This window comes from Streptomyces tricolor, from assembly GCF_002155905.1.
Taxonomy (GTDB): domain Bacteria; phylum Actinomycetota; class Actinomycetes; order Streptomycetales; family Streptomycetaceae; genus Streptomyces; species Streptomyces tricolor.
This window is the reverse complement of sequence record NZ_MUMF01000104.1, coordinates 1-19,130: the sequence shown is the minus strand read 5'-3', so window position 1 is coordinate 19,130 and position 19,130 is coordinate 1. Positions and strand designations below refer to the sequence as shown.

At 72.4% G+C, this 19,130-nt stretch carries 20 protein-coding genes; 13 read left to right on the top strand and 7 right to left on the bottom strand.

The genetic code is table 11. From position 1 onward, the window contains the following. The 4 genes from CCN44_RS08960 to CCN44_RS08945 form a co-directional block, all read left to right on the top strand. On the top strand, positions 1–1,083 hold a 1,083-nt coding region (locus CCN44_RS08960), incomplete at its 5' end, for a cation:proton antiporter (protein WP_086697302.1). Then, positions 1,080–1,520 (top strand): type II 3-dehydroquinate dehydratase, encoded by a 441-nt coding sequence (locus CCN44_RS08955; RefSeq protein ID WP_059246585.1) that lies wholly within the window; start codon positions 1,080–1,082, stop codon positions 1,518–1,520. The genes CCN44_RS08960 and CCN44_RS08955, both read left to right, overlap by 4 nt. A 36-nt stretch (positions 1,521–1,556) precedes the next feature. Then, positions 1,557–2,249, top strand: coding sequence for an alpha/beta fold hydrolase (locus CCN44_RS08950; protein ID WP_086697301.1), 693 nt, complete (start codon positions 1,557–1,559; stop codon positions 2,247–2,249). 53 nt (positions 2,250–2,302) lie between these two features. Next, a complete protein-coding gene (locus tag CCN44_RS08945; protein ID WP_086697300.1) occupies positions 2,303–2,833 on the top strand; it encodes an SRPBCC domain-containing protein in 531 nt (176 codons plus the stop codon). A gap of 63 nt (positions 2,834–2,896) precedes the next feature. Here CCN44_RS08945 and CCN44_RS08940 read toward each other — a convergent pair whose 3' ends face one another. Both CCN44_RS08940 and CCN44_RS08935 read right to left on the bottom strand, forming a co-directional pair. Beyond that, a complete protein-coding gene (locus CCN44_RS08940) occupies positions 2,897–3,157 on the bottom strand; it encodes a hypothetical protein (protein WP_086697299.1) in 261 nt (86 codons plus the stop codon). 237 nt (positions 3,158–3,394) lie between these two features. Then, positions 3,395–4,036, bottom strand: a complete 642-nt coding sequence (locus CCN44_RS08935) for a nucleotidyltransferase domain-containing protein (protein WP_086697303.1) — start codon at positions 4,034–4,036, stop codon at positions 3,395–3,397. A gap of 119 nt (positions 4,037–4,155) precedes the next feature. Between CCN44_RS08935 and CCN44_RS08930 the strand changes: the two genes are divergently transcribed. The 8 genes from CCN44_RS08930 (at position 4,156) to CCN44_RS08895 (ending at position 13,115) form a co-directional block, all read left to right on the top strand. Further along, positions 4,156–4,503, top strand: a complete 348-nt coding sequence (locus CCN44_RS08930) for a GntR family transcriptional regulator (protein WP_086697298.1) — start codon at positions 4,156–4,158, stop codon at positions 4,501–4,503. Beyond that, entirely contained in the window at positions 4,500–5,480 is a 981-nt protein-coding gene (locus CCN44_RS08925) for an SdpI family protein (protein ID WP_223283707.1), read from the top strand. The genes CCN44_RS08930 and CCN44_RS08925 overlap by 4 nt, the downstream gene beginning before the upstream one ends. A gap of 171 nt (positions 5,481–5,651) precedes the next feature. Further along, positions 5,652–7,493 carry an APC family permease gene (locus tag CCN44_RS08920; protein ID WP_086697297.1) on the top strand — a complete coding sequence of 614 codons (1,842 nt, stop codon included), beginning with the start codon at positions 5,652–5,654 and terminating at the stop codon, positions 7,491–7,493. A gap of 257 nt (positions 7,494–7,750) precedes the next feature. Beyond that, positions 7,751–7,840, top strand: a complete 90-nt coding sequence (gene kdpF / locus CCN44_RS08915) for a K(+)-transporting ATPase subunit F (protein WP_009326374.1) — start codon at positions 7,751–7,753, stop codon at positions 7,838–7,840. A 32-nt stretch (positions 7,841–7,872) separates the two neighbouring features. After that, complete coding sequence (kdpA, locus tag CCN44_RS08910) at positions 7,873–9,534, top strand: potassium-transporting ATPase subunit KdpA (protein ID WP_086697296.1); 1,662 nt, start codon at positions 7,873–7,875, stop codon at positions 9,532–9,534. Then, positions 9,534–11,663 (top strand): potassium-transporting ATPase subunit KdpB, encoded by a 2,130-nt coding sequence (kdpB, locus tag CCN44_RS08905; protein WP_059246594.1) that lies wholly within the window; start codon positions 9,534–9,536, stop codon positions 11,661–11,663. Before kdpA ends, kdpB begins: the two co-directional genes overlap by 1 nt. Before the next feature lie 5 nt (positions 11,664–11,668). After that, a complete protein-coding gene (locus CCN44_RS08900; protein WP_086697295.1) occupies positions 11,669–12,301 on the top strand; it encodes a potassium-transporting ATPase subunit C in 633 nt (210 codons plus the stop codon). Positions 12,302–12,431: 130 nt separating this feature from the next. Beyond that, positions 12,432–13,115, top strand: a complete 684-nt coding sequence (locus CCN44_RS08895) for a response regulator (RefSeq protein ID WP_086697294.1) — start codon at positions 12,432–12,434, stop codon at positions 13,113–13,115. Positions 13,116–13,131: 16 nt separating this feature from the next. On the opposite strand, the gene CCN44_RS08890 is transcribed toward CCN44_RS08895, so the two are convergent. The 5 genes from CCN44_RS08890 to CCN44_RS08870 all read right to left on the bottom strand — a co-directional run bounded on the left by CCN44_RS08890 (position 13,132) and on the right by CCN44_RS08870 (position 18,584). Next, complete coding sequence (locus tag CCN44_RS08890) at positions 13,132–13,731, bottom strand: GNAT family N-acetyltransferase (protein WP_086697293.1); 600 nt, start codon at positions 13,729–13,731, stop codon at positions 13,132–13,134. A gap of 3 nt (positions 13,732–13,734) precedes the next feature. Then, complete coding sequence (locus CCN44_RS08885; protein WP_086697292.1) at positions 13,735–15,291, bottom strand: carboxylesterase/lipase family protein; 1,557 nt, start codon at positions 15,289–15,291, stop codon at positions 13,735–13,737. Between the two features lie 178 nt (positions 15,292–15,469). Next, entirely contained in the window at positions 15,470–16,786 is a 1,317-nt protein-coding gene (locus tag CCN44_RS08880; protein WP_059246599.1) for a phytase, read from the bottom strand. Between the two features lie 244 nt (positions 16,787–17,030). Further along, the gene (locus tag CCN44_RS08875; RefSeq protein ID WP_244203898.1) at positions 17,031–17,534 is read right to left on the bottom strand and encodes a DUF2716 domain-containing protein; all 504 of its coding nucleotides are present in this window, start codon (positions 17,532–17,534) and stop codon (positions 17,031–17,033) included. Between the two features lie 243 nt (positions 17,535–17,777). Beyond that, on the bottom strand, positions 17,778–18,584 hold the full coding sequence (locus CCN44_RS08870) for an MBL fold metallo-hydrolase (protein WP_059246601.1): 807 nt from the start codon (positions 18,582–18,584) through the stop codon (positions 17,778–17,780). 91 nt (positions 18,585–18,675) lie between these two features. Between CCN44_RS08870 and CCN44_RS08865 the strand changes: the two genes are divergently transcribed. Continuing rightward, the coding region (locus tag CCN44_RS08865; RefSeq protein ID WP_107502055.1) for an ABATE domain-containing protein at positions 18,676–19,130 on the top strand (455 nt) is incomplete at its 3' end.

The window sequence follows — 19,130 nt, the reverse complement described above, 5'->3', positions numbered from 1 at the left end:
GTCACCGGCGCCGAGCTGAACTTCGCGCTCGTCCGCAAGCGCGGGGTGACCGCCGCCCGGGTCAGCATCGCCGGTCTGGTGCTGCCGCTCGGCCTCGGCGTCGCCACCGGCTTCGCGCTGAGCGGCATCCTGCTGCCGGACGGCGTCGACGCCACCGTCTTCGCGTTCTTCCTCGGCGTGGCGATGTGCGTCACCGCGATCCCGGTGATCGCCAAGACCCTCCTCGACATGAAGCTGCTGCACCGCGACATCGGCCAGCTGATCCTGTCCGCCGGTGTCGTGGACGACATCGTCGGCTGGTTCCTGCTGTCCGTGGTCTCCGCGATGGCCACCGCCGGACTCACCGCGGGCGTCATGGCGACCGCCGTCCTCTACCCGGTCGGTGTCGTGCTCTTCGCCCTGCTGATCGGCCGCCCCCTGGTGGGCGCCGCGCTGCGCCGGGCGGGCCGGGCCGAGGGCGCCACCCCCACGATCATGACGGTCGTCGTCCTGGTCCTGTTCGGCGCCGCCGCCACCCAGGCCATGGAACTGGAGGCGATCTTCGGCGCCTTCGTGGTCGGCGTGCTCGTCGGCACCAGCAAGGACCTGGACCGGGAGAAGCTGGAACCGCTGAAGACCACCGCGCTGGCCTTCCTCGCCCCGCTGTTCTTCGCCACCGCCGGGCTGCGCATGGACCTCACCGGCCTGCGCCACCCCGACGTCCTCGCCGCGGCCCTCGCCGTGCTCGCCGTCGCCGTCCTCGGCAAGTTCGCCGGCGCCTTCCTCGGCGCCCGGTTCAGCCGGCTCAACCGCTGGGAGGCGCTCGCCCTCGGAGCCGGCATGAACTGCCGGGGCGTGGTCGAGGTCGTCGTGGCGATGACCGGCCTGCGCCTCGGCGTCCTGGACACCGACGCGTACACCATCATCGTCCTCGTCGCGATCGTGACCTCGCTGATGACGCCGCCCGTCCTGCGGGCCGCGATGACCCGCGCGGAGGAACTCGCCGACGCCGAACTCACCCTGAAGGACGCCGGCTCCGGCACCGCCCGCGGCCCGCACGACTCCAAACGCCCCGGCCCGTCGAACAGTGAGGTGACCCCTTGAGCACCCTGCTCCTGCTGAACGGCCCCAACCTCGGCATCCTGGGCCGCCGCGAGCCCGAGATCTACGGCACCGACACCCTCGCCGACATCGAGAAGGCCGTCGCCGCCGAGGTGAGCGGAGCGGGCTGGGAGGTGCTCTCCCTCCAGCACGACTCTGAGGGCGACCTGGTGCGCGACATCAACCGGCTGCACGACAGCGTCGGCGCCATCGTCAACCCCGGCGCGCTGATGATGGCCGGCTGGAGCCTGCGGGACTCCCTGGCCGCCTACCCGCGGCCCTGGATCGAGGTGCACCTGAGCAACGTGTGGGCCCGGGAGCAGTTCCGGCACGAGTCCGTGATCGCCCCGCTGGCCTCCGGCATCGTCGTCGGCCTGGGCTCCCTGGGCTACCGGCTGGCCGCCAGGGCGCTGCTGGAACTGGTCGAGCGGAACCCCTGATTCTCCCAACCGCGCCCGAAAGGACACCCCCCGCTCATGAAGCTCGCACTGCACGAGGTCGGCGACGGCGACCGGACGGTGCTCCTCGTCCACGGCGTGATGTCGTCGGCGGACACCTGGCGCCGGGTGGCGCCCGCCCTCGCCGAGCGCGGATACCGCGTGCTCATGCCCGATCTGCGCGGCCACGGGGACAGCCCGCACGCCGACGAGTACACGCCCGATCTGCTCGCGGCCGACCTCGTGGAGTCGGTCCCGGCGGGCGTCGACCTTGCCCTCGCCCACTCCTTCGGCGCGCCCGTGCTCGCCCTCGCGGTGCCCGGCCTGCGCCCGGCCAAAATCGTCTACAGCGACCCCGCCTGGAAGCTCGGCGCCACATCGGTCGACGAGGTACGGGAGTTCGCGCAGGCCACCAAGTCGGCCACCGCGGAGAGCATCCGCCAGCTGTGCCCCCGCTGGCTGCCGGAGGACATCGAGGCGGAACTGGCCGGGTACGCCCGCTGGGACGTCCGGGCCATCGAGTGGCTGCAGAGCGACCGCGACCTGATCCCCGCCCGCGCCGAGGTGCCCTCGCTGGTCCAGGGCGCCGGCGACCACCACCTCGTCCCGGACGAGCTGGCCGAACGGCTCCGCGGGCGAGGCTTCGAGGCGGTGTACGTGCCGGACACCGGCCACTGCATCCACCGTGACGACCTCGACGGCTTCCTGAAGTCGCTGGAGGGCTGGCTCTGACGGGGCCTCGGGCGGCGGCCGGCCGGTGCCGCCGCCCGTGCTAGGTTGATCCAATGAGCGTCCGGCACGGCTCTTTCTCCCTCGACCTGGACTTCACGGTGCCCCGGTCCGAGGTCTTCCGCGGCTTCGCCGAAGCGTCCCTGCGCAGCCGCTGGTTCCGCCTTCCCGGCGGATCCGCCACCGCCCGGCACGACCTGGACTTCCGGGCCGGCGGCGGCGAGAAGGCCAGCAACGTCTTCGTCTCCGGCGACACCGAGGAACACCTCGCCTACCGCTCCCGGTTCCTGGACATCGTGCCGGACACCCGGATCGTGTACGTCTACGAGGCCGAGGTCGACGGCCGCGTCCGCTGGATCTCCCTCGTCACCGTGGAGTTCGCCGACGATCCCGCCGGCTCCCGCCTGACCTGGACCGAGCAGTACACCTGGCTCGTGCCCACCGGAGACGGCTCCCAGGACGTCGCCCACCTCCGCGGCGGCACCCGTCTGCTGCTCAACGGCCTGTCCACGGTGGTCAATCCCGAGCGCCACCTCGGCCTGCACCGCACCCGGACTCCGATCCACCCCGACACCGCGGCCCGCTAGAAGACGCTGTCGCCCCTCGAAGCCCGCCCGCCGCGAGCCGGGCGGCCTGCGGCGCGGTGCCCGTCAGCTCCAGTAGTCCCGGTGATCCTGCCTGCGCCGGCGGTCGTAGTCGCTGTACGGCGTGGGCAGCCCCGACTTCAGCCAGACGAGGCGACCGGCTCCGTAGACCAGCGGGAGCGCCGCGCCGCCGACCATGCTCCGCTGCTCGGACAGGCCGAGGACCGAGCGGGTGGTGAAGCAGCCGATCGCGAAGAGGACTCCGGCTCCGACGAGGTACAGCAGGAAGCTGACGAGGCCGACCGCATGGCCCATCAGCAGCACCATGGTGCACAAGGCTACTCAGGGCCCTGGCCTCACCCATGGGCATCCGACCGTCCGCGGAACGCGAGCGGGCCCTGCCAACGGGTCAGGCGTCACCGGAAGACGGCCGGCCTTCCCGCGCGGCGAGTGCCGTATCGACGAGGACCGGCACGAGCGCGGCCCCTCGGACGCGGGTTTCGTCCCTCGGTGACTTGGTGAGGACACACAGCGGCAGGCGGCGTCGGACCGAACCGGCCTGCGTCACCGTCGCGCCAGTCTCGCCGGCCACGGATGTCCGGGATGCGCGTGCTTCAGCCACCCGCCGAGAACGTCGCGCCGCGCCTGGCTCAGCAACGGCAGGACTCCGTCGAAGTCGGCGTGGTCCTCGGGCCGCGGCTCCTTCGCCTTGAACAACAGCACCAGCTCCGGCACGAGGTAAGGGATGCCGTCGGCATTCCGCTCGATGATCGCGTCGTACGGCAGCCGCAGGCTGTCGTCCCGCCGGCAGATCCACGTCCCGCCGTCGTGCGGCTCGCGGAAGACGTCGAAGAGGAACCGTCCGCTCGCCGGGTCCCGCACCCAGGTCTGGTGCGTGGCCGCGAGCACCTCAGCTCCTGCCCTCGCCCAGATCCGTCCCGAACCCACCGCGTCGAACGCGTACTCGGGGAAGCGGTCCCGAACCTCCGCGAACCCCGCCGCGGGCACGGCGATCTCCAGATCGCCGTGGGTCCGCGACTGCCATCCGCGGAACAGATCCAGCGCCCACCCCGCCACGACGCACCAGGCCACGCCGACCCCGCCCAGCCGCTCCGCGACCTGTTCCGGTCGCCAGGCGTCCGCCCACCGGGCATCCAGTTCGTCCGCGTCGAGGACGGCGCCACCGGGCGGCAGGGAAGCGGTCATCACAACAATGTATGACTGCGACCCGACCGAGGCGCGGCTCTTCGGTCGAACGCCCCGTCGAACAAAGCGGGGTCGGTGAGCCGTCAGAACACACCGTTGGTGCTATCGTCATTAGCACCATGCTGCTGAGGTTGAACGCCACCGACAACCGCCCCCTGCACGAACAGGTCGCCGGTGCCGTCCGGCGGGCCGTCGCCGAGGGCGAGTGCGGGCCGGGCGACCGGCTGCCCCCGGCGCGCGATCTCTCCCGCGCGCTGGGCGTGAACGTCAACACCGTGCTGCGCGGGCTGCGGACGCTGCGCGACGAGGGTCTGCTGGAGTTCCGGCGGGGCCGCGGTGTCACGGTCGCCGACGGGGCGGAGCAGCGCTCCGCCCTGCTGGACCGCGTACGCGAGCTGGTGGCCGACGCGGCACACCTGGGGTACGGCAAGAGCGATCTCATCGAGATGATCAGGGGGCTTCCGTGACCGACCGTGCGGAACGCAGGCGTGGGGCGGCCTGGGGCGTGGCCGCCTCGGGCGCGGGTGTGCTGGCGCTGCTGATCGGACTGCCCCTCGCCGCCCGCGGCCGGCTGCCGGACCCGCTGGCCACGCACTGGAGCGCCGGCTCGGGCCGGCCCGACGGCTCCCTGCCGTTGTGGGCCGCCGCCCTGGTCCCGGCGCTGGTCTGGGCGGTGCTCACGGCGGCGGTGGCGCTGACGCTGTGGCGGTCCGGAGCCCGCGCGCTGCCGAGGTGGGCGGTCGCCGGCCTCGGGTGCGGCGCGGTCACGCTGGTCGGTGCGCAGGTGTCCGTGGTGCGGGCGAATCTGGACCGCCCGGACTGGCACGCGGCGGGCTCGGTGACGGGCTGGGCCGTGGGCACGCTGGTCGTGGCGGCCGTCAGCGCTGTGGCCGCCGTCCTGGCCGTACGCCGTGCACCGGCCGTCGCGCACTCCGTCGCCGAGGCTCCGACCATGGAGGTGCCCCCCGGACAGCGGTTCGTCTGGCTCTCCCGCACCTCCAACCCGTGGCTCCAGGCGGTCTCCGCCGTGCTGGGGCTGCTCGCCGGCGGCGCGGCCGTGGCGGTGCTGGCGGGGCTCACCGACCGGACCTCGGGAGTGACGACCGCCGCGTCGCTCGCCGTCGCCGCCGTGCTGGTCCTGTGCTGCTCCTCGGTGCAGGCCCGGGTCAGCGAGCGCGGACTGGAAGTGGCCTTCGGCCCCTTCGGCCGGCCGCGCCGGCGCTGGACTCCCGACGGCATCGCGTCCGCCCGCGCCGAGCACCGTACGCCCGCCCAGGTGGGCGGCTGGGGCTACCGGCTGAGCGGACTGGGCACCACCGTGATGCTGCGCGGCGGCGCGTGCCTGGTCGTCCGCTCCGGCACGGGAAGGGAGTTCGCGGTGAGCGTGGACGACGCCGAACGCGGAGCGGCCCTCCTGAACGCCGTGGCCCGAAGGACCGGCTGACCACCGGTCCGGCCGGCCGAGCGCCCGTCAAGGGCTCGTCAAAGTCGGCAGGCCGGGCGCGAAGAAGCCGCAAGGAACGGCGGAAGCGGGCCGGAGACGGACAGAACCTGGGGGCACGCGCGCACACTTCCACGGTGTGTGCGCGCTCGCGGGAAGAAGGAGCACGCACCCATGTCCGTCCTGACCACCGAGCCGGATGCCGACCCCGCCGGCGAGGAGCCGCCCGATACCGGGGAACGCCATCGGCTGACCGCCGTCACCGGCCTCGCCGCCCTCTCGCTGGACGCGATGGCGTCGGTGGCGTACGGCCCCGAGGCGATCGTCCTCGTCCTGGCCGCAGCGGGTGCCCACGGCCTGGGCTTCACGATGCCGGTGACCCTGGCCGTCGCCGCCCTGCTGGCGGTGCTCGTGGCGTCGTACCGGCAGGTGATCGCGGCCTTCCCGGACGGCGGCGGCTCCTACGCCGTCGCCCGGCGGCACCTGGGCGCTCGCACCGGCCTGGTGGCCGCCGCCTCCCTGGTGCTGGACTACGTGCTGAACGTCGCCGTCGCCGTCACGGCCGGCGTGGCCGCGCTGACCTCCGCCTTCCCGGCCCTGTACGACCACCGGCTGGGGCTGTGCCTGGCCGTGCTCGCGCTGATCACCGCCGTGAACCTGCGCGGGATCGTGGAATCGGCGAAGGCGTTCATCGTGCCGACGGCCGTGTTCGTCGGCTCCGTCTTCGTCCTCGTCGCCGTCGGCCTGTTCCGGTCCCAGCCCGTGAGCACCGTGACCGCGGCCGGGCACGCCCCGGTCGTCGCGGACAACGCCTCCACCGTGGGGGCCCTGCTCCTGCTGAAGGCCTTCGCCTCCGGCTGCGCCGCGCTGACGGGCGTCGAGGCCATCGCGAACGCCGTCCCGTCCTTCCGGATGCCGCGGGCCCGCCGCGCCCAGCGCGCGGAGGTCGCGCTCGGCGCCGTGCTCGGCCTGATGCTGATCGGCCTGTCGGTGCTGATCGGCCGCTTCCAGCTCCAGCCCGTCGAGGGCGTCACCGTCCTCGCCCAGCTGGCGGACGCCTCGCTCGGCCACACCTGGGCCTTCTACGTCCTCCAGTTCGCCACGACGATCCTGCTGGCGCTGTCCGCGAACACGTCCTTCGGCGGGCTGCCCGTGCTGCTGAAGCTCCTCGCCCGCGACAACTACCTGCCGCACGTGTTCGCGTTGAAGGCCGACCGGCAGGTGCACCGGCACGGCGTGCTCGCGCTGGCCGCCGTCTCCGCCGCGCTGCTGGTCCTTTCCGGCGGCGACACCAACACCCTGGTGCCGCTGTTCGCCGTCGGCGTGTTCGTCGGCTTCACGATCGCCCAGGTCGGCATGGTCCGGCACTGGGCGCGGGAACGCGGCCCGGGACGGCACGGCAATGCGCTGCTCAACGGCTGCGGCGCGCTGCTCACCGGCATCGCGGCCGTCGTCGTCACCGCGACCAAGTTCACCGAGGGCGCCTGGCTGATCGTGCTCGCCCTGCCCCTGCTGGTGCTCGCCTTCGAGACCGTGCACCGCGCCTACGCCCGGATCGGCGAGCGGCTCGGGCTCGGCCGGATCCCCGAACCCCCGCACCGCGACCGCTCGCTGGTGATCGTGCCGGTGTCCTCGCTGTCCCGGCTGACGTCGGAGGCGCTGACGGCCGCCGCCTCCCTCGGCGACGAGGTGCGTGCGGTGACCGTGTGCTACCCGGACCCGGAGGACCGCGCCCAGGCGCACGCCCTGGACCGCGCGTGGGCCGCGTGGGACCCCGGGGTGCCGCTGGTGCGGCTGCCCTGCGCCCGGCGCACGCTCGGCCGCCCCATCGCCGGGTACGTCCGCGCGGTGGCCGCCGCCGCACCCGGCACCCGGGTCACCGTGCTGATCCCGGAGACCGAGCCGGAGCGGCTGTGGCAACGGCTGCTGCAGAACCAGCGGGGCGCGGTCGTCGCGCACGCCGTACGGCGGGAGACGGACGCGGTGATCTGCCGGCTGCGGTTCCGGCTGCCGTGAAGCCGGGCACCGGCCGTCACGGCCATCCGCGCACCGGTACGAGACAGCGGCCGTAAAAGTCCCGTCAAAGCCGTACGGATGACCGTAAGAGAGGCGTCAACAGACGGTCGGATCCGGCCAAAGAGGCGGTTTCCTCTAACCGTCCGAAGCAACCGAACCTCACTCCAGGAGTTAGCGATGGCCGATCTGGCCTTCGTCGTCACCGTGCTCGCGGCGTTCGCGCTGGTGGCCCTCGTCGCCAAGGGGGTGACGAAGCTGTGACCGCCGAGAACGTCGTCGGCCTGGTCGTGGCCGTCGCCCTGCTGGGCTATCTCGTCCTCGCCCTGATCTTCCCGGAGAGGTTCTGACGGTGACATCAGCCGTTACCGCGGCGGGCAGCATGGGTCCCGTCACCGCCGGCGTGCTCCAACTGCTCGCCCTGACCGGCGCCCTGGCGCTCGTCCACGTCCCCCTCGGCACCTACATGGCCAGGGTGTACTCCGCGAAGCGGCACCTGCGGGCCGAGAGGTGGATCTACCGGGGCATCGGTGCCGACCCCGACACCGAGATGACCTGGCCCGCGTACCTGCGCGGCATCCTCGGCTTCTCGGCCGCCGGCGTCCTGTTCCTCTATCTGCTCCAGCGGCTCCAGGGCGTCCTGCCCGGCTCGCTCGGCTTCTCCTCGGTCAGCCCGGCGCAGTCGTTCGACACGGCGGTCTCGTTCGTGACGAACACCAACTGGCAGTCGTACTCCGGCGAGCAGACCATGGGGCACGTCGTCCAGACCGCCGGTCTGGCCGTGCAGAACTTCGTCTCCGCCGCGGTGGGCATGGCGGTGGCGGTGGCCCTCGTCCGCGGCTTCGCCCGCTCGCGCACCGGTGAGCTGGGCAACTTCTGGGCCGACCTGGTGCGCGGCACGCTGCGGATCCTGGTGCCGATCGCCGCCCTGGCCGCCGTGGTCCTGGTCGCCTGCGGAGCGATCCAGAACTTCTCCGGCATCCACGAGGTCGGCCAGTTCACGGGCGGCTCGAAGCAGTGGAACGGCGGCGCGGTCGCCTCCCAGGAGGCCATCAAGGAACTGGGCACCAACGGCGGCGGCTACTTCAACGCCAACAGCGCCCACCCGTTCGAGAACCCGACCCCGTTCACGAACCTGCTGGAGATCTTCCTCATCCTGGTGATCCCGTTCTCGCTCACCCGCACCTTCGGCGTGCTGGTCGGCTCGGTGAAGCAGGGCTACGCGATCCTCGCCACCATGGCCACCATCTGGCTCGGCTTCGCCGCGCTGATGATGTGGACCGAGTTCGCCCACCACGGCCCGGCGCTCCAGGCGGCCGGCGGGGCGATGGAGGGCAAGGAGGTCCGCTTCGGCATCGGCGGCTCCTCGATCTTCGCGGTCTCCACGACCCTGACCTCGACCGGTGCGGTGGACTCCTTCCACTCCTCCTTCACCGGCCTCGGCGGCGGCATCACCCTGCTCGGCATGATGCTGGGCGAGATCGCGCCGGGCGGTGTCGGCTCCGGCCTCTACGGCATGCTGATCATGGCGGTCATCGCGGTGTTCATCGCCGGCCTGATGGTCGGCCGTACGCCCGAGTACCTGGGGAAGAAGATCGGCGCGCGGGAGATGAAGCTCGCCGCCGCCTACATCCTCATCACCCCCGCGCTGGTGCTGGTCCTCACCGCGGCCTCCATGGCCCTGCCCACCCCGCCCCACTCGATGCTCAACCCGGGCGCGCACGGCTTCTCCGAGGTCCTGTACGCCTTCACCTCCGCGTCGAACAACAATGGTTCGGCCTTCGCCGGTCTGAACGCGAACACCGACTGGTTCAACACCATGACCGGACTGGCCATGCTGTTCGGCCGCTTCCTGCCCATGGTGTTCGTCCTCGCCCTGGCCGGCTCGCTCGCCGGGCAGACGCCCGTCCCCGCCACCGCGGGCACCCTGCGCACCGAGAAGCCGCTCTTCGCCGGCCTGCTGGTGGGCGCGATCCTGATCATCACCGGTCTCACGTATTTCCCGGCCCTGGCACTGGGCCCGCTCGCCGAAGGACTCGCGTGATGACCACCCGTACAGAGAAGTCAGAGGACTCCATGTCCACACCCACCCTGGCGCCCCACCAGGACGCGCCGACGGGTCACAAGGCGCCCGAGGGCCGTGTCGGCGCGGGCCTGTTCGACCCCAGGCAGCTCGTGAAGTCGCTGCCGGACGCCTTCCGCAAGCTCGACCCGCGGGTGATGGTGAAGTCGCCCGTGATGTTCGTGGTCCTCGTGGGCTCCGTCCTGACGACGGTGTTCTCCTTCAAGGATCCCGGCGACTGGTTCGGCTGGACCATCAGCGCCTGGCTGTGGCTGACCGTGCTCTTCGCCAACCTCGCGGAGGCGGTCGCCGAGGGCCGGGGCAAGGCGCAGGCCGACACACTGCGCAAGGCCAAGACCGACACCGTCGCCCGCCGGCTGCTGGCGGACGGCTCCGAAGAGACCGTGCCCGGCACCGCCCTGACCATCGGTGACCTGGTGGTCTGCGAGGCCGGGGACGTCATCCCGGGCGACGGCGACGTCGTCGAGGGCGTCGCCTCGGTGGACGAGTCGGCCATCACCGGCGAGTCGGCCCCCGTCATCCGCGAGTCCGGCGGCGACCGCTGCGCGGTCACCGGCGGGACGAAGGTCCTCTCCGACCGGATCGTCGTCAAGATCACCACGAAGCCGGGCGAGACCTTCATCGACCGGATGATCAACCTGGTCGAGGGCGCCGCCCGGCAGAAGACGCCGAACGAGATCGCCCTGAACATCCTGCTGGCCTCGCTGACGATCGTCTTCCTGCTCGCCGTGGCCACCCTGCCGCCGTTCGCGGACTACGCGGGCACCCACCTGACGATGGTCGTGCTGGTCGCCCTCCTGGTCTGCCTGATCCCGACCACCATCGGCGCCCTGCTCTCCGCGATCGGCATCGCCGGCATGGACCGCCTCGTCCAGCGCAACGTGCTGGCGATGTCCGGCCGGGCGGTCGAGGCCGCCGGTGACGTCTCCACGCTGCTGCTCGACAAGACCGGCACCATCACGCTCGGCAACCGGCAGGCCGCCGAGTTCGTGCCGGTGCGCGGGACGACGGAGGCCGAGGTGGCGGACGCCGCCCAGCTGTCCTCGCTGGCCGACGAGACCCCCGAGGGCCGCTCCGTCGTCGTCCTGGCGAAGGAGAAGTACGGACTGCGCGAGCGGCACCAGGGTGAGCTGACGGGCGCCGCCTGGATCGAGTTCACCGCGCAGACCCGCATGTCGGGCGTCGACGTGGACGGCAGGAGGATCCGCAAGGGCGCCACCGCCTCGGTCATCGCCTGGGTCCGGGAGCGGGGCGGCACGGTCGCCGAGGACGCCGACACCGTCGCCCACCGGATCTCCGCGGCCGGCGGCACCCCGCTGCTGGTCGCGGTCGAGGACGACCGGGGAGCCCGCGTGCTGGGGGTCATCCACCTCAAGGACGTCGTCAAGGACGGCATGCGCGAGCGGTTCGAGGAGCTGCGCCGCATGGGCATCAAGACGGTCATGATCACGGGCGACAACCCGCTGACCGCCAAGGCGATCGCGGAGGAGGCCGGCGTCGACGACTTCCTCGCCGAGGCCACCCCCGAGGACAAGATGGCCCTCATCAAGCGGGAGCAGGCCGGCGGCAAGCTGGTCGCGATGACCGGCGACGGCACGAACGACGCGCCCGCGCTCGCGCAGGCGGACGTCGGCGTGGCGATGAACACCGGGACGTCGGCCGCCAAGGAGGCCGGCAACATGGTCGACCTCGACTCCAACCCGACCAAGCTCATCGAGATCGTCGAGATCGGCAAGCAACTCCTCATCACCCGGGGCGCGTTGACGACGTTCTCCATCGCCAACGACGTCGCGAAGTACTTCGCGATCATCCCGGCGCTGTTCGCGGCGGTCCACCCGGGCCTGGACAAGCTGAACATCATGCGGCTGTCCTCGCCGGACTCCGCGATCCTGTCCGCCGTCGTCTTCAACGCGCTGATCATCATCGCGCTGGTGCCGCTGTCCCTGAAGGGCGTGCGGTACCGGCCGATGAGCGCGGACCGGATGCTCCGCCGCAACCTCGGGATCTACGGCCTGGGCGGCCTGATCGCACCCTTCATCGGCATCAAGGTCATCGACCTGATCCTCTCCCTCGTCCCCGGAATCGGCTGATCGCCATGACCAACTCCCTCACGAACACCGCCCGAGTGCTCGGAGCGGGCCTGCGGGCCCTCCTGGCACTGACCCTGCTGACCGGCGTCCTCTACCCGCTCGTCGTCACCGGCATCGCCCAGGGACTCTTCCACGACCAGGCGAACGGCTCGGAGATCGAGGCCGACGGCAAGGTCGCCGGCTCGTCCCTGATCGGCCAACAGGGCTACAGCCTCCGGTACTTCCAGCCACGCCCCGCGAACGGCCTCGGGCAGAACTCGGTCAACACCCGGTACGAGCTGACCGTCTCCGGCGCGACCAACCTCGCCGCGGACAGCAAGGTGCTGCTCCGGCAGGTCGAGGAGGCCAAGGCCGCCGTGGTGAAGGACAACTCCGTGCCCGGCTACGCCGTCAAGCCGTCCCAGGTGCCCGCGGACGCCGTCACCTCCTCCGGCTCCGGCCTGGACCCCCACATCTCCCCGGCCTACGCCGAACTCCAGGTCCACCGGGTCGCCGTGAAGAACGACCTGCCCGTGCGCGCGGTCGAGAAACTGGTCGAGGAGCACACCGAGGGCCGCACCCTGGGCTTCATCGGCGAGCCCCGCGTGAACGTCCTGCGGCTCAACCTCGCGCTCAAGGATCTCGCCGCGAAGAAGTGACGGCCTCGCGCGACGCACAGGGGAGCCGGCGGACCGGGAACGGTCCCCGGCCCGCCGGCTCCCGCCGCCCCGCAGTCGGCTGCCCGCTTCCGGCGCCCGGCCCGACGTACGACGAGAGAGGCACACCCCCATGACCCGGGTGCTCGTGGTGGAGGACGACCCGCAGCTCGTGCGGGCCCTCGTCATCAACCTGCAGGCACGGCACTACGGCGTGGACGCCGCCCCCGACGGAGCCACGGCCCTCCGGCTCGCCGCCGCGCGCCGGCCCGACGTGATCCTGCTGGACCTCGGTCTGCCCGACATGGACGGCGTCGACATCATCACGGGCCTGCGCGGCTGGAGCCGAGCGCCGATCCTGGTGCTGTCCGCCCGGCGGGCGTCCGACGAGAAGGTGGCCGCGCTCGACGCCGGCGCCGACGACTACGTCACCAAGCCGTTCAGCATGGACGAGCTGCTGGCCCGGCTGCGGGCCGCCGTCCGCCGCAGCGAGGACACACCGCTCGTCCCCGAGACGACGCTGGTCGAGACCGAGGACTTCAGCATCGACCTGCTGGCGAAGAAGGTGCTGCGGGACGGGCACGACGTGCGGCTGACACCGACCGAGTGGCAATTGCTGGAGATCCTGGTGACCCACCCCGGCCGGCTGATCACGCAGACGCGGCTGCTCCAGGAGGTCTGGGGCGTCGCGCACCGCAACAAGACCAACTACCTGCGGGTCTACATGGCCCAGCTGCGCCGCAAACTGGAGCAGGACCCCTCCCACCCCCGGTACCTGATCACCGAGCCCGGCATGGGCTACCGCTTCGAGGGCTGACAGCCCATCGACGGGGTCAGCGGCCCGGCGCCCGCAGCATGCACCAGGTCAGGGGGCCGCCGCCGGGGAGAGGGACCTCGGCCGTGACGGTGAAACCGAGGCGTTCGTAGAACCGCACGTTGCCCGGGTCCGAGGTCTCCAGGAAGGCCGGGAGCCCCGCGGCCTCGGCTGCCTCCAGGCCGGGCCGGAGCACTGCCGCGCCGCGGCCTTGCCCCTGGGCGTCCGGATCCACCCCGACCGTGGCCAGGAACCACACGGGGTGAGCGGGACGATGCGGCGCCAGAGCCTCCTCGGCGGACCGGTACGCCGCCCAGCGACTCCCCGCCAACTCGGCGATGACGGGGGCGATTTCGGCGAAGGCGGGCTCAGGGTCACGCTCGGGCGTGGTCCAGGCCGCCACCGCCAGACCGTCGTCGGTGACCCAGGAACGGCCGTACGGCAGGGCGATGCGGGCCAGGAAGAGTTCCTGCAGCCGGCGGACGCGCCGCGGGTGGTCGTCGGCGGCGACGACGTGCCGGGTGAAGGGGTAGTCCGCGAACGCGCAGGCGAGCACCCGTACACCGGCGGGTACGTCGTCGTGCCTGGTGGGCCGTACGGACGGGGTGGTGGCTGGCATGGGTCACTCCGGGATCGATCGGTGTCCGGGTACGGGCCGGCGCAGGTCCTTCCACAGCCGGCGTTCGTCCGCCGCGGCACCTTCGAGCACGCGGGGCGCGCCGTCACCCAGGCGCAGGACGGATTCCCGTCCGGCGTACGGCGGCCAGGGCGGCAGCCCGTCACCGGCGCTCGCGGAGCCGCTGGGGCTGCCGGGGCGTCCGGTGCGGGCGAAGGAGGTCCAGGCGCCGCGCATGAGGTCGGAGAGCTGTCGCGGCGCGTCGGGGCCGGTGAGCGGGCCGGAGAGGTTGCCGAAGACGAAACCGATCTCCGCCATGTGGCAGGCACCGAGGGCTCCGTCGAGAGCGGGTGAGGGCCGGGCGAACTCGTACACGTAGGTGTCCGCTCCGTACGCGGCGCGGCACTCGGCCACCCGCAGCGCGGGGATGCGGTAGGCGTGGTCGCTCAGGGCCGCGGACAGCAGGTCGCCCGGGGTCGCCCCGGGGTGCGCGGCCGTGTAGACCCGGCGGGCCTCGGCGGGGTCCAGGCCGAGGCCGGCGAGGAAGCCGGTCAGCACCTCGTCCGTGATCCTCGGCCCGATCCCCAACGGGACGAGGAACAGGCGGAATTCGTCGCTGGTGGTGCCGGTGAGCAGATCGATGTCCCGCCCCGCTCCGGCGGCGAGCGCGTCGATCGGACGCAGGGGGAGGGTGTCCCCGTCCACGACCGGCAGCACGGTGGTGCCGCCGCCCGCCGATTCGCCCCACAGTCCGGGGTCGGCGGCCTGTGCGATCTCCCGGCCGAGCGCGCCCTCGGCGGCCATGAGCCGGTCGGGCGGTACGGCGGCCAGGCCCTCGCGGGTCGGCTCCGCACCGGCGAGGGCCGCCAGCCGCTCGGTGACGCGCCGGGCGATGTCCTCCGGGTGGCTGTGGTGGCCGGCACCGCTCTGCGTGATCGCCCGCCGGAACAGGCCGCGGGCCCGCGGCATGGTCATGAGCGCGGTGATGCTGATGGCACCGGCGGACTGGCCGAAGACGGTGACGTTGTCCGGGTCGCCGCCGAAACCGGCGATGTTCTCACGGACCCATTCCAGCGCGGCGATCTGATCGAGCAGGCCCAGGTTGGACGTGCCGTCGGGGAGCAGGAGGAAGCCCTCCGCGCCGAGCCGGTAGTTGAGGGTGACGCAGACGACGCCGTCCGCGGCGAGGCGCGCGCCGTCGTAGGAGGGGAGGGAGCCCGATCCGTTGCGGAACGCGCCGCCGTGGATCCACACCATGACCGGCAGCCGTCCACCGCTGCGACCCGGGTCCGGTGTCCACACGTCGAGGTTCAGGCAGTCCTCACCCGGGCTCGCCGCCTCCTCCAGCAGGCCGGCCATCACCGGGAGATAGCCGGGCTGCGGCGCGGCGGCACCGGGAACGAACGCGTCCCGGACTCCGTCCCACGGCTGCGGCGGCTGTGGAGGCCGCAGGCGCCGCGGGCCGAACGGCGGTGCCGCGTAGGGGATTCCCCGGAACGCCGCCACCTCACCCTTCCACTGTCCGCGGACGCGGCCTGCCGAGGTGGGAACGGTGACGTGCATGATGCCTCGCAAGGGTGGGGACTTACCCGATCATCCTCACCAGCCCGTCGACGGCGGACAACTCAATTTCCGTACGGCTGCTTACGCCCGCGAACGGTCGCGCGGGGTTCCCGGAGACCCGGGGGCGTGCCGAGGGCGTCGGGTGCGGTGCGGCACCCGACGGCCCACGGGGGGTTGTTCAGAGGTCGGCGGCGTCCACCACGTCGCCCAGGTCGACGAACTTGAAGCCGGTCGCCGTGCGGGTGCCGCCCTCGCCGTCGGAGACCTCGGGGGTCTCGTGGCCGTCCTGGACGACCAGCAGGCCGTTCGGGTAGCGGCTGCCCAGCGGGGCGTTCAGCACGGCGGCACCGTCGCACTCCTCCGACCCGTCGAGCGTCGCGGACGCCGCGCCGACGCGGAAGCCGCCCTCGTACTCGTTGTCCTCGCTCACCTCACGGTCGTACAGGGCGAAGGTGTTGTCGCCCTGGCTGGAGGCGAAGAGGTAGCCGTCGCCGTCGGACTCCTGGAACAGGGTCAGGCCCTCGACGTCCGCGGTCAGCCGCTCGCCGCCGAAGCCGGGGTCGGCGCCGGCCGTGCACTCCTCGGTGCTCTCGTCGTAGACGCCCGGGACGCCGTACTCGCGGACCTTCTCCACCAGTACCGGCTTGTCGGTCAGGTCGGCGCGCAGCCGCCAGATGCCGACGTCCTCCTGACCGGCGTAGAGGGTGCCGGTGGCGGGGTCCACCACCATGCCCTCCACCTGGGGGAGTTCACCGGGCTCGGCGCAGGGGGACCACGTGGTGCCGTCGGGCAGGCGGAACGACGCCGGAAGGTCCAGGGTGCGGACCTTGCGGTAGCCGACGGTGCCGCCCGCGGTCGGGGTCAGCTCGACGAGGGCGAGCCGGGTCCGCTCGCGCTGGCTGACCAGGGCGTAGGAGCGGCCGGTGGCCTTGTCCTGCCAGGTGGCGAGGCCGTACGCGGTGCGCTGGTCGTTGATCTCGGCCTGGTCGGCGGAGAAGACCGGGACGGCGGCCGGGTCGGTGATGTCGGTCAGCGGGGCGCCCGGCTTGGACGGGTCGATGCGGTAGATCCGCAGCCGGTCGTTGCCCCGGTCACTGACCACCGCGACGTCGGCCCGGCCGGCGGAGGTGCGCAGTCCGGTGACGAGGTCGACGTTGTTGAACCGGCCCGGCGCGTCGTCCTCGGCCGGGGGACGCGGCGCGGGCAGCGACTGCACGAGGCGCGCGTCCAGGCCGTACACGCGCAGGCCGCCCTCCTTCGCGGTCGCGATGACGAGGCTGCGGTCGGGGTCGGCCGCGTTGCGCCAGATCGCGGGGTCGTCCGCGTCGGAGTTGCCGCCCGCCTCGTCGTCGTAGAGGGCGGGGGTCTCGCTGGTCGGGGTCACCGTCGGCAGGCCCTCGTCGTCGGCTCCGGCCGGGGCGGCGGTCAGGAGGGAGAGCAGGGCGGCACCCAGGGCGAGGGCGGCGGCTTTGCGCGGAGTGCGATGCGTTCTCACAGGCGCTTCCTTGGTCGATGTCGCGGACATGTCGATCTTGCGCGGAGAACTTTGCCGACAGGGAACCGCCACCTGTACACCCGGTCACGGACCGGACGACCGCACGCCAACTGTCGTTCACCGCGGAACAGTAGAACGCTCGCGCGACCCGCGAGCGAAGCGGCCGCTCCGCCTCCGTGACACAGATCCGGCCGCGCCGCCGGCGCGCGCGTCCGCACCCGGGAGCCCCTGAGCCGAGCCAGGCTCAGGCGGGCCCCTCTGCCGTGCCGGACCTGCGGATCGGCGAGCCGAGGACCTTGTCGACCTCGGCGGATACGACGGCGAGGAGTTCCTCACCGAACAGGCAGAGGGACTCTTCCCAGGGGTGCCCGAAACTGCCGCAGCGGAAGTCTTCGGAGAGGTAGATGTAGTAATCCCCGTCGGGATACGGGCTCAGAGGCCAGGCCGGCTGCCCGGGACCGCCGACCTCCCGCGGTGCGAAGCGGTAGGACGTGTGCTGCCAGTCGAGCGCGAGCAGCGTGCCCTGGGGGCCGACGCAGGAGGCCAGCCCCTGCCGGACCACCGCGACCAGGCGGTCCAGGCGCTCGTCACCCGGATCGTCGTCGAGTGCAGTGAGACTCCAGGTGACCGACCCGACGGGCTCTTCGATGGAGGGCCATGTGAAAGAGTTCGTACTCGGCCGGAAACCGAAGTCCGTGTAGAAGCGGTCCCAGACGCGTCGGTACTCGGCCTCTGGCAGCTCGGCCACGGGATCCCCCATCATGCCGCGATCCTATCCAGTCGCCTGTAGGTGTGATCGCACAGGCAGGTGCGCCGTTCGTGATCGGCTTCCCAGACCGAGTCCGGTGGGGCCGTCACCCAGGAGCCGGATGAGGTCGGGGCGGGGCGGGCCGTCGGTCGTCTCCAGCCGCGCGCTGTGGCCTACGGCGTGCCGGGCGTCGGCGCCGTCGACCGGGCTCGGCCCGGCGGTGCGAGGCCGACGTGGGCGGGGTCAGCCGCGGACGCCGAAGTCGACACGGTGGGCGAGACCGGCGGCGGTGAAGGCGGTGACGAGCTCGTCGCGGCCCTCGGTGAAGTGGGCCCAGCTGTCGTAGTGGACGGGCACCACGCGGTCGGCGTCCAGGATCTTCGCGGCCTGGGCGGCCTGGGCGCTGTCCAGGACGATGCACCGGCCGTCGAAGAGGACGCCGGGGAAGCGGGGGGCTCCGGCGAAGAGGAGGGCCGTGTTCACCGGGGCGAAGCGCTCGGCGATCTCCTCGACCGCGTCGAGAGAGGCGTTGTCGCCGCTGACGTAGACGGTGGGCAGGCCCTGCCCGGTCAGTACGAAGCCGACGACCTGGCCGGTGATCGGTTCGACCTCCTCGCGCGGGCCCGGGCCATGGATGGCGGGCACACCGGTCACGGTGATCGTGCCGCCGCCGGGGCGGTCCAGTTCGATCGACTCCCAGTCGGCCAGTCCCTTGGCCTTCTCTCCCAGGTGCCCGGCCAGGCGCTCGCCGCCGCCAGGCGTGGTCAGGGTGAGGGAGGCGTCGGCGAGCAGGGCCCGGCCGGAGTTGTCGAGGTTGTCGTCGTGCTCGTCGTGGGAGAGCAGGACCACGTCGATGGGGCCGAGGTCGTCGGGGGTGCCGAGGGAGGGGGCGGTCTTGGTCAGGTACCGGCCGTCGGGACGGACGTAGTCACCGGGGCCGTCGAAGGTCGGATCGGTCAGGAAGCGCAGGCCGCCGTACTCGAAGAGGGCGGTCGGGCCGCCGAAGACCCGGACGGGGAACGAGGCGGTCGGCAGGGTCGGGGAAGACATGACAAGCGTTCCTCACGGATAGATGGTGGGTTAACCGTGACTCGACTGTACGCACGTCTCACGGATGAGTGCAACCCGTACCATGAGAAGCATGGAAGAGCTCGTGAGGGAAGAAGTCGCCCTGCCGTCGGCGCCAGGGGAGGACGAGCACCCCGCCCTGGCCCTGGCCAACAGCGCCGTCGCGCTGCCCGGCGGGCACACGGCCGACCTCCTGGGAACCCCGGCGCAGGCCGAGCAGTGGCTGACGCGGCGCGACCTCGCTCCGGAGGGCACCGGCCTTGCGGAGGTCTGCACGACGCAGCTGCGCTCGTTGCGCGAACAGGTCAGGTCGCTGCTGGCCTCCCGTGTCGCCGGGCAGCCCGCCCTGCCCGCCGCCATTGCGGCGATCAACGACGCGATGACCCGCGTCCCCACCGCACCCCTGCTTCTGTGGGACCAGAAGACCGGCCCCTACCGCGCCACGCCCCACCCCGCCACCGCGATCGTCGAGCACGCCCTGGCGGTCATCGCCGCCGACGCCGCCGACCTGCTCCTGCCCTTTATACA

Excerpts from the sequence above, each read along its gene's own strand:
- CCN44_RS08950 (WP_086697301.1), top strand. The coding sequence starts at position 1,557 with ATGAAGCTCGCACTGCACGAGGTCGGCGACGGCGACCGGACGGTGCTC.
- CCN44_RS08945 (WP_086697300.1), top strand. The coding sequence starts at position 2,303 with ATGAGCGTCCGGCACGGCTCTTTCTCCCTCGACCTGGACTTCACGGTG.
- CCN44_RS08940 (WP_086697299.1), bottom strand. The coding sequence starts at position 3,157 with ATGGTGCTGCTGATGGGCCATGCGGTCGGCCTCGTCAGCTTCCTGCTG.
- CCN44_RS08935 (WP_086697303.1), bottom strand. The coding sequence starts at position 4,036 with ATGACCGCTTCCCTGCCGCCCGGTGGCGCCGTCCTCGACGCGGACGAA.
- CCN44_RS08930 (WP_086697298.1), top strand. The coding sequence starts at position 4,156 with ATGCTGCTGAGGTTGAACGCCACCGACAACCGCCCCCTGCACGAACAG.
- CCN44_RS08920 (WP_086697297.1), top strand. The coding sequence starts at position 5,652 with ATGTCCGTCCTGACCACCGAGCCGGATGCCGACCCCGCCGGCGAGGAG.
- kdpA (WP_086697296.1), top strand. The coding sequence starts at position 7,873 with ATGGGTCCCGTCACCGCCGGCGTGCTCCAACTGCTCGCCCTGACCGGC.
- kdpB (WP_059246594.1), top strand. The coding sequence starts at position 9,534 with ATGACCACCCGTACAGAGAAGTCAGAGGACTCCATGTCCACACCCACC.
- CCN44_RS08900 (WP_086697295.1), top strand. The coding sequence starts at position 11,669 with ATGACCAACTCCCTCACGAACACCGCCCGAGTGCTCGGAGCGGGCCTG.
- CCN44_RS08895 (WP_086697294.1), top strand. The coding sequence starts at position 12,432 with ATGACCCGGGTGCTCGTGGTGGAGGACGACCCGCAGCTCGTGCGGGCC.
- CCN44_RS08890 (WP_086697293.1), bottom strand. The coding sequence starts at position 13,731 with ATGCCAGCCACCACCCCGTCCGTACGGCCCACCAGGCACGACGACGTA.
- CCN44_RS08885 (WP_086697292.1), bottom strand. The coding sequence starts at position 15,291 with ATGCACGTCACCGTTCCCACCTCGGCAGGCCGCGTCCGCGGACAGTGG.
- CCN44_RS08870 (WP_059246601.1), bottom strand. The coding sequence starts at position 18,584 with ATGTCTTCCCCGACCCTGCCGACCGCCTCGTTCCCCGTCCGGGTCTTC.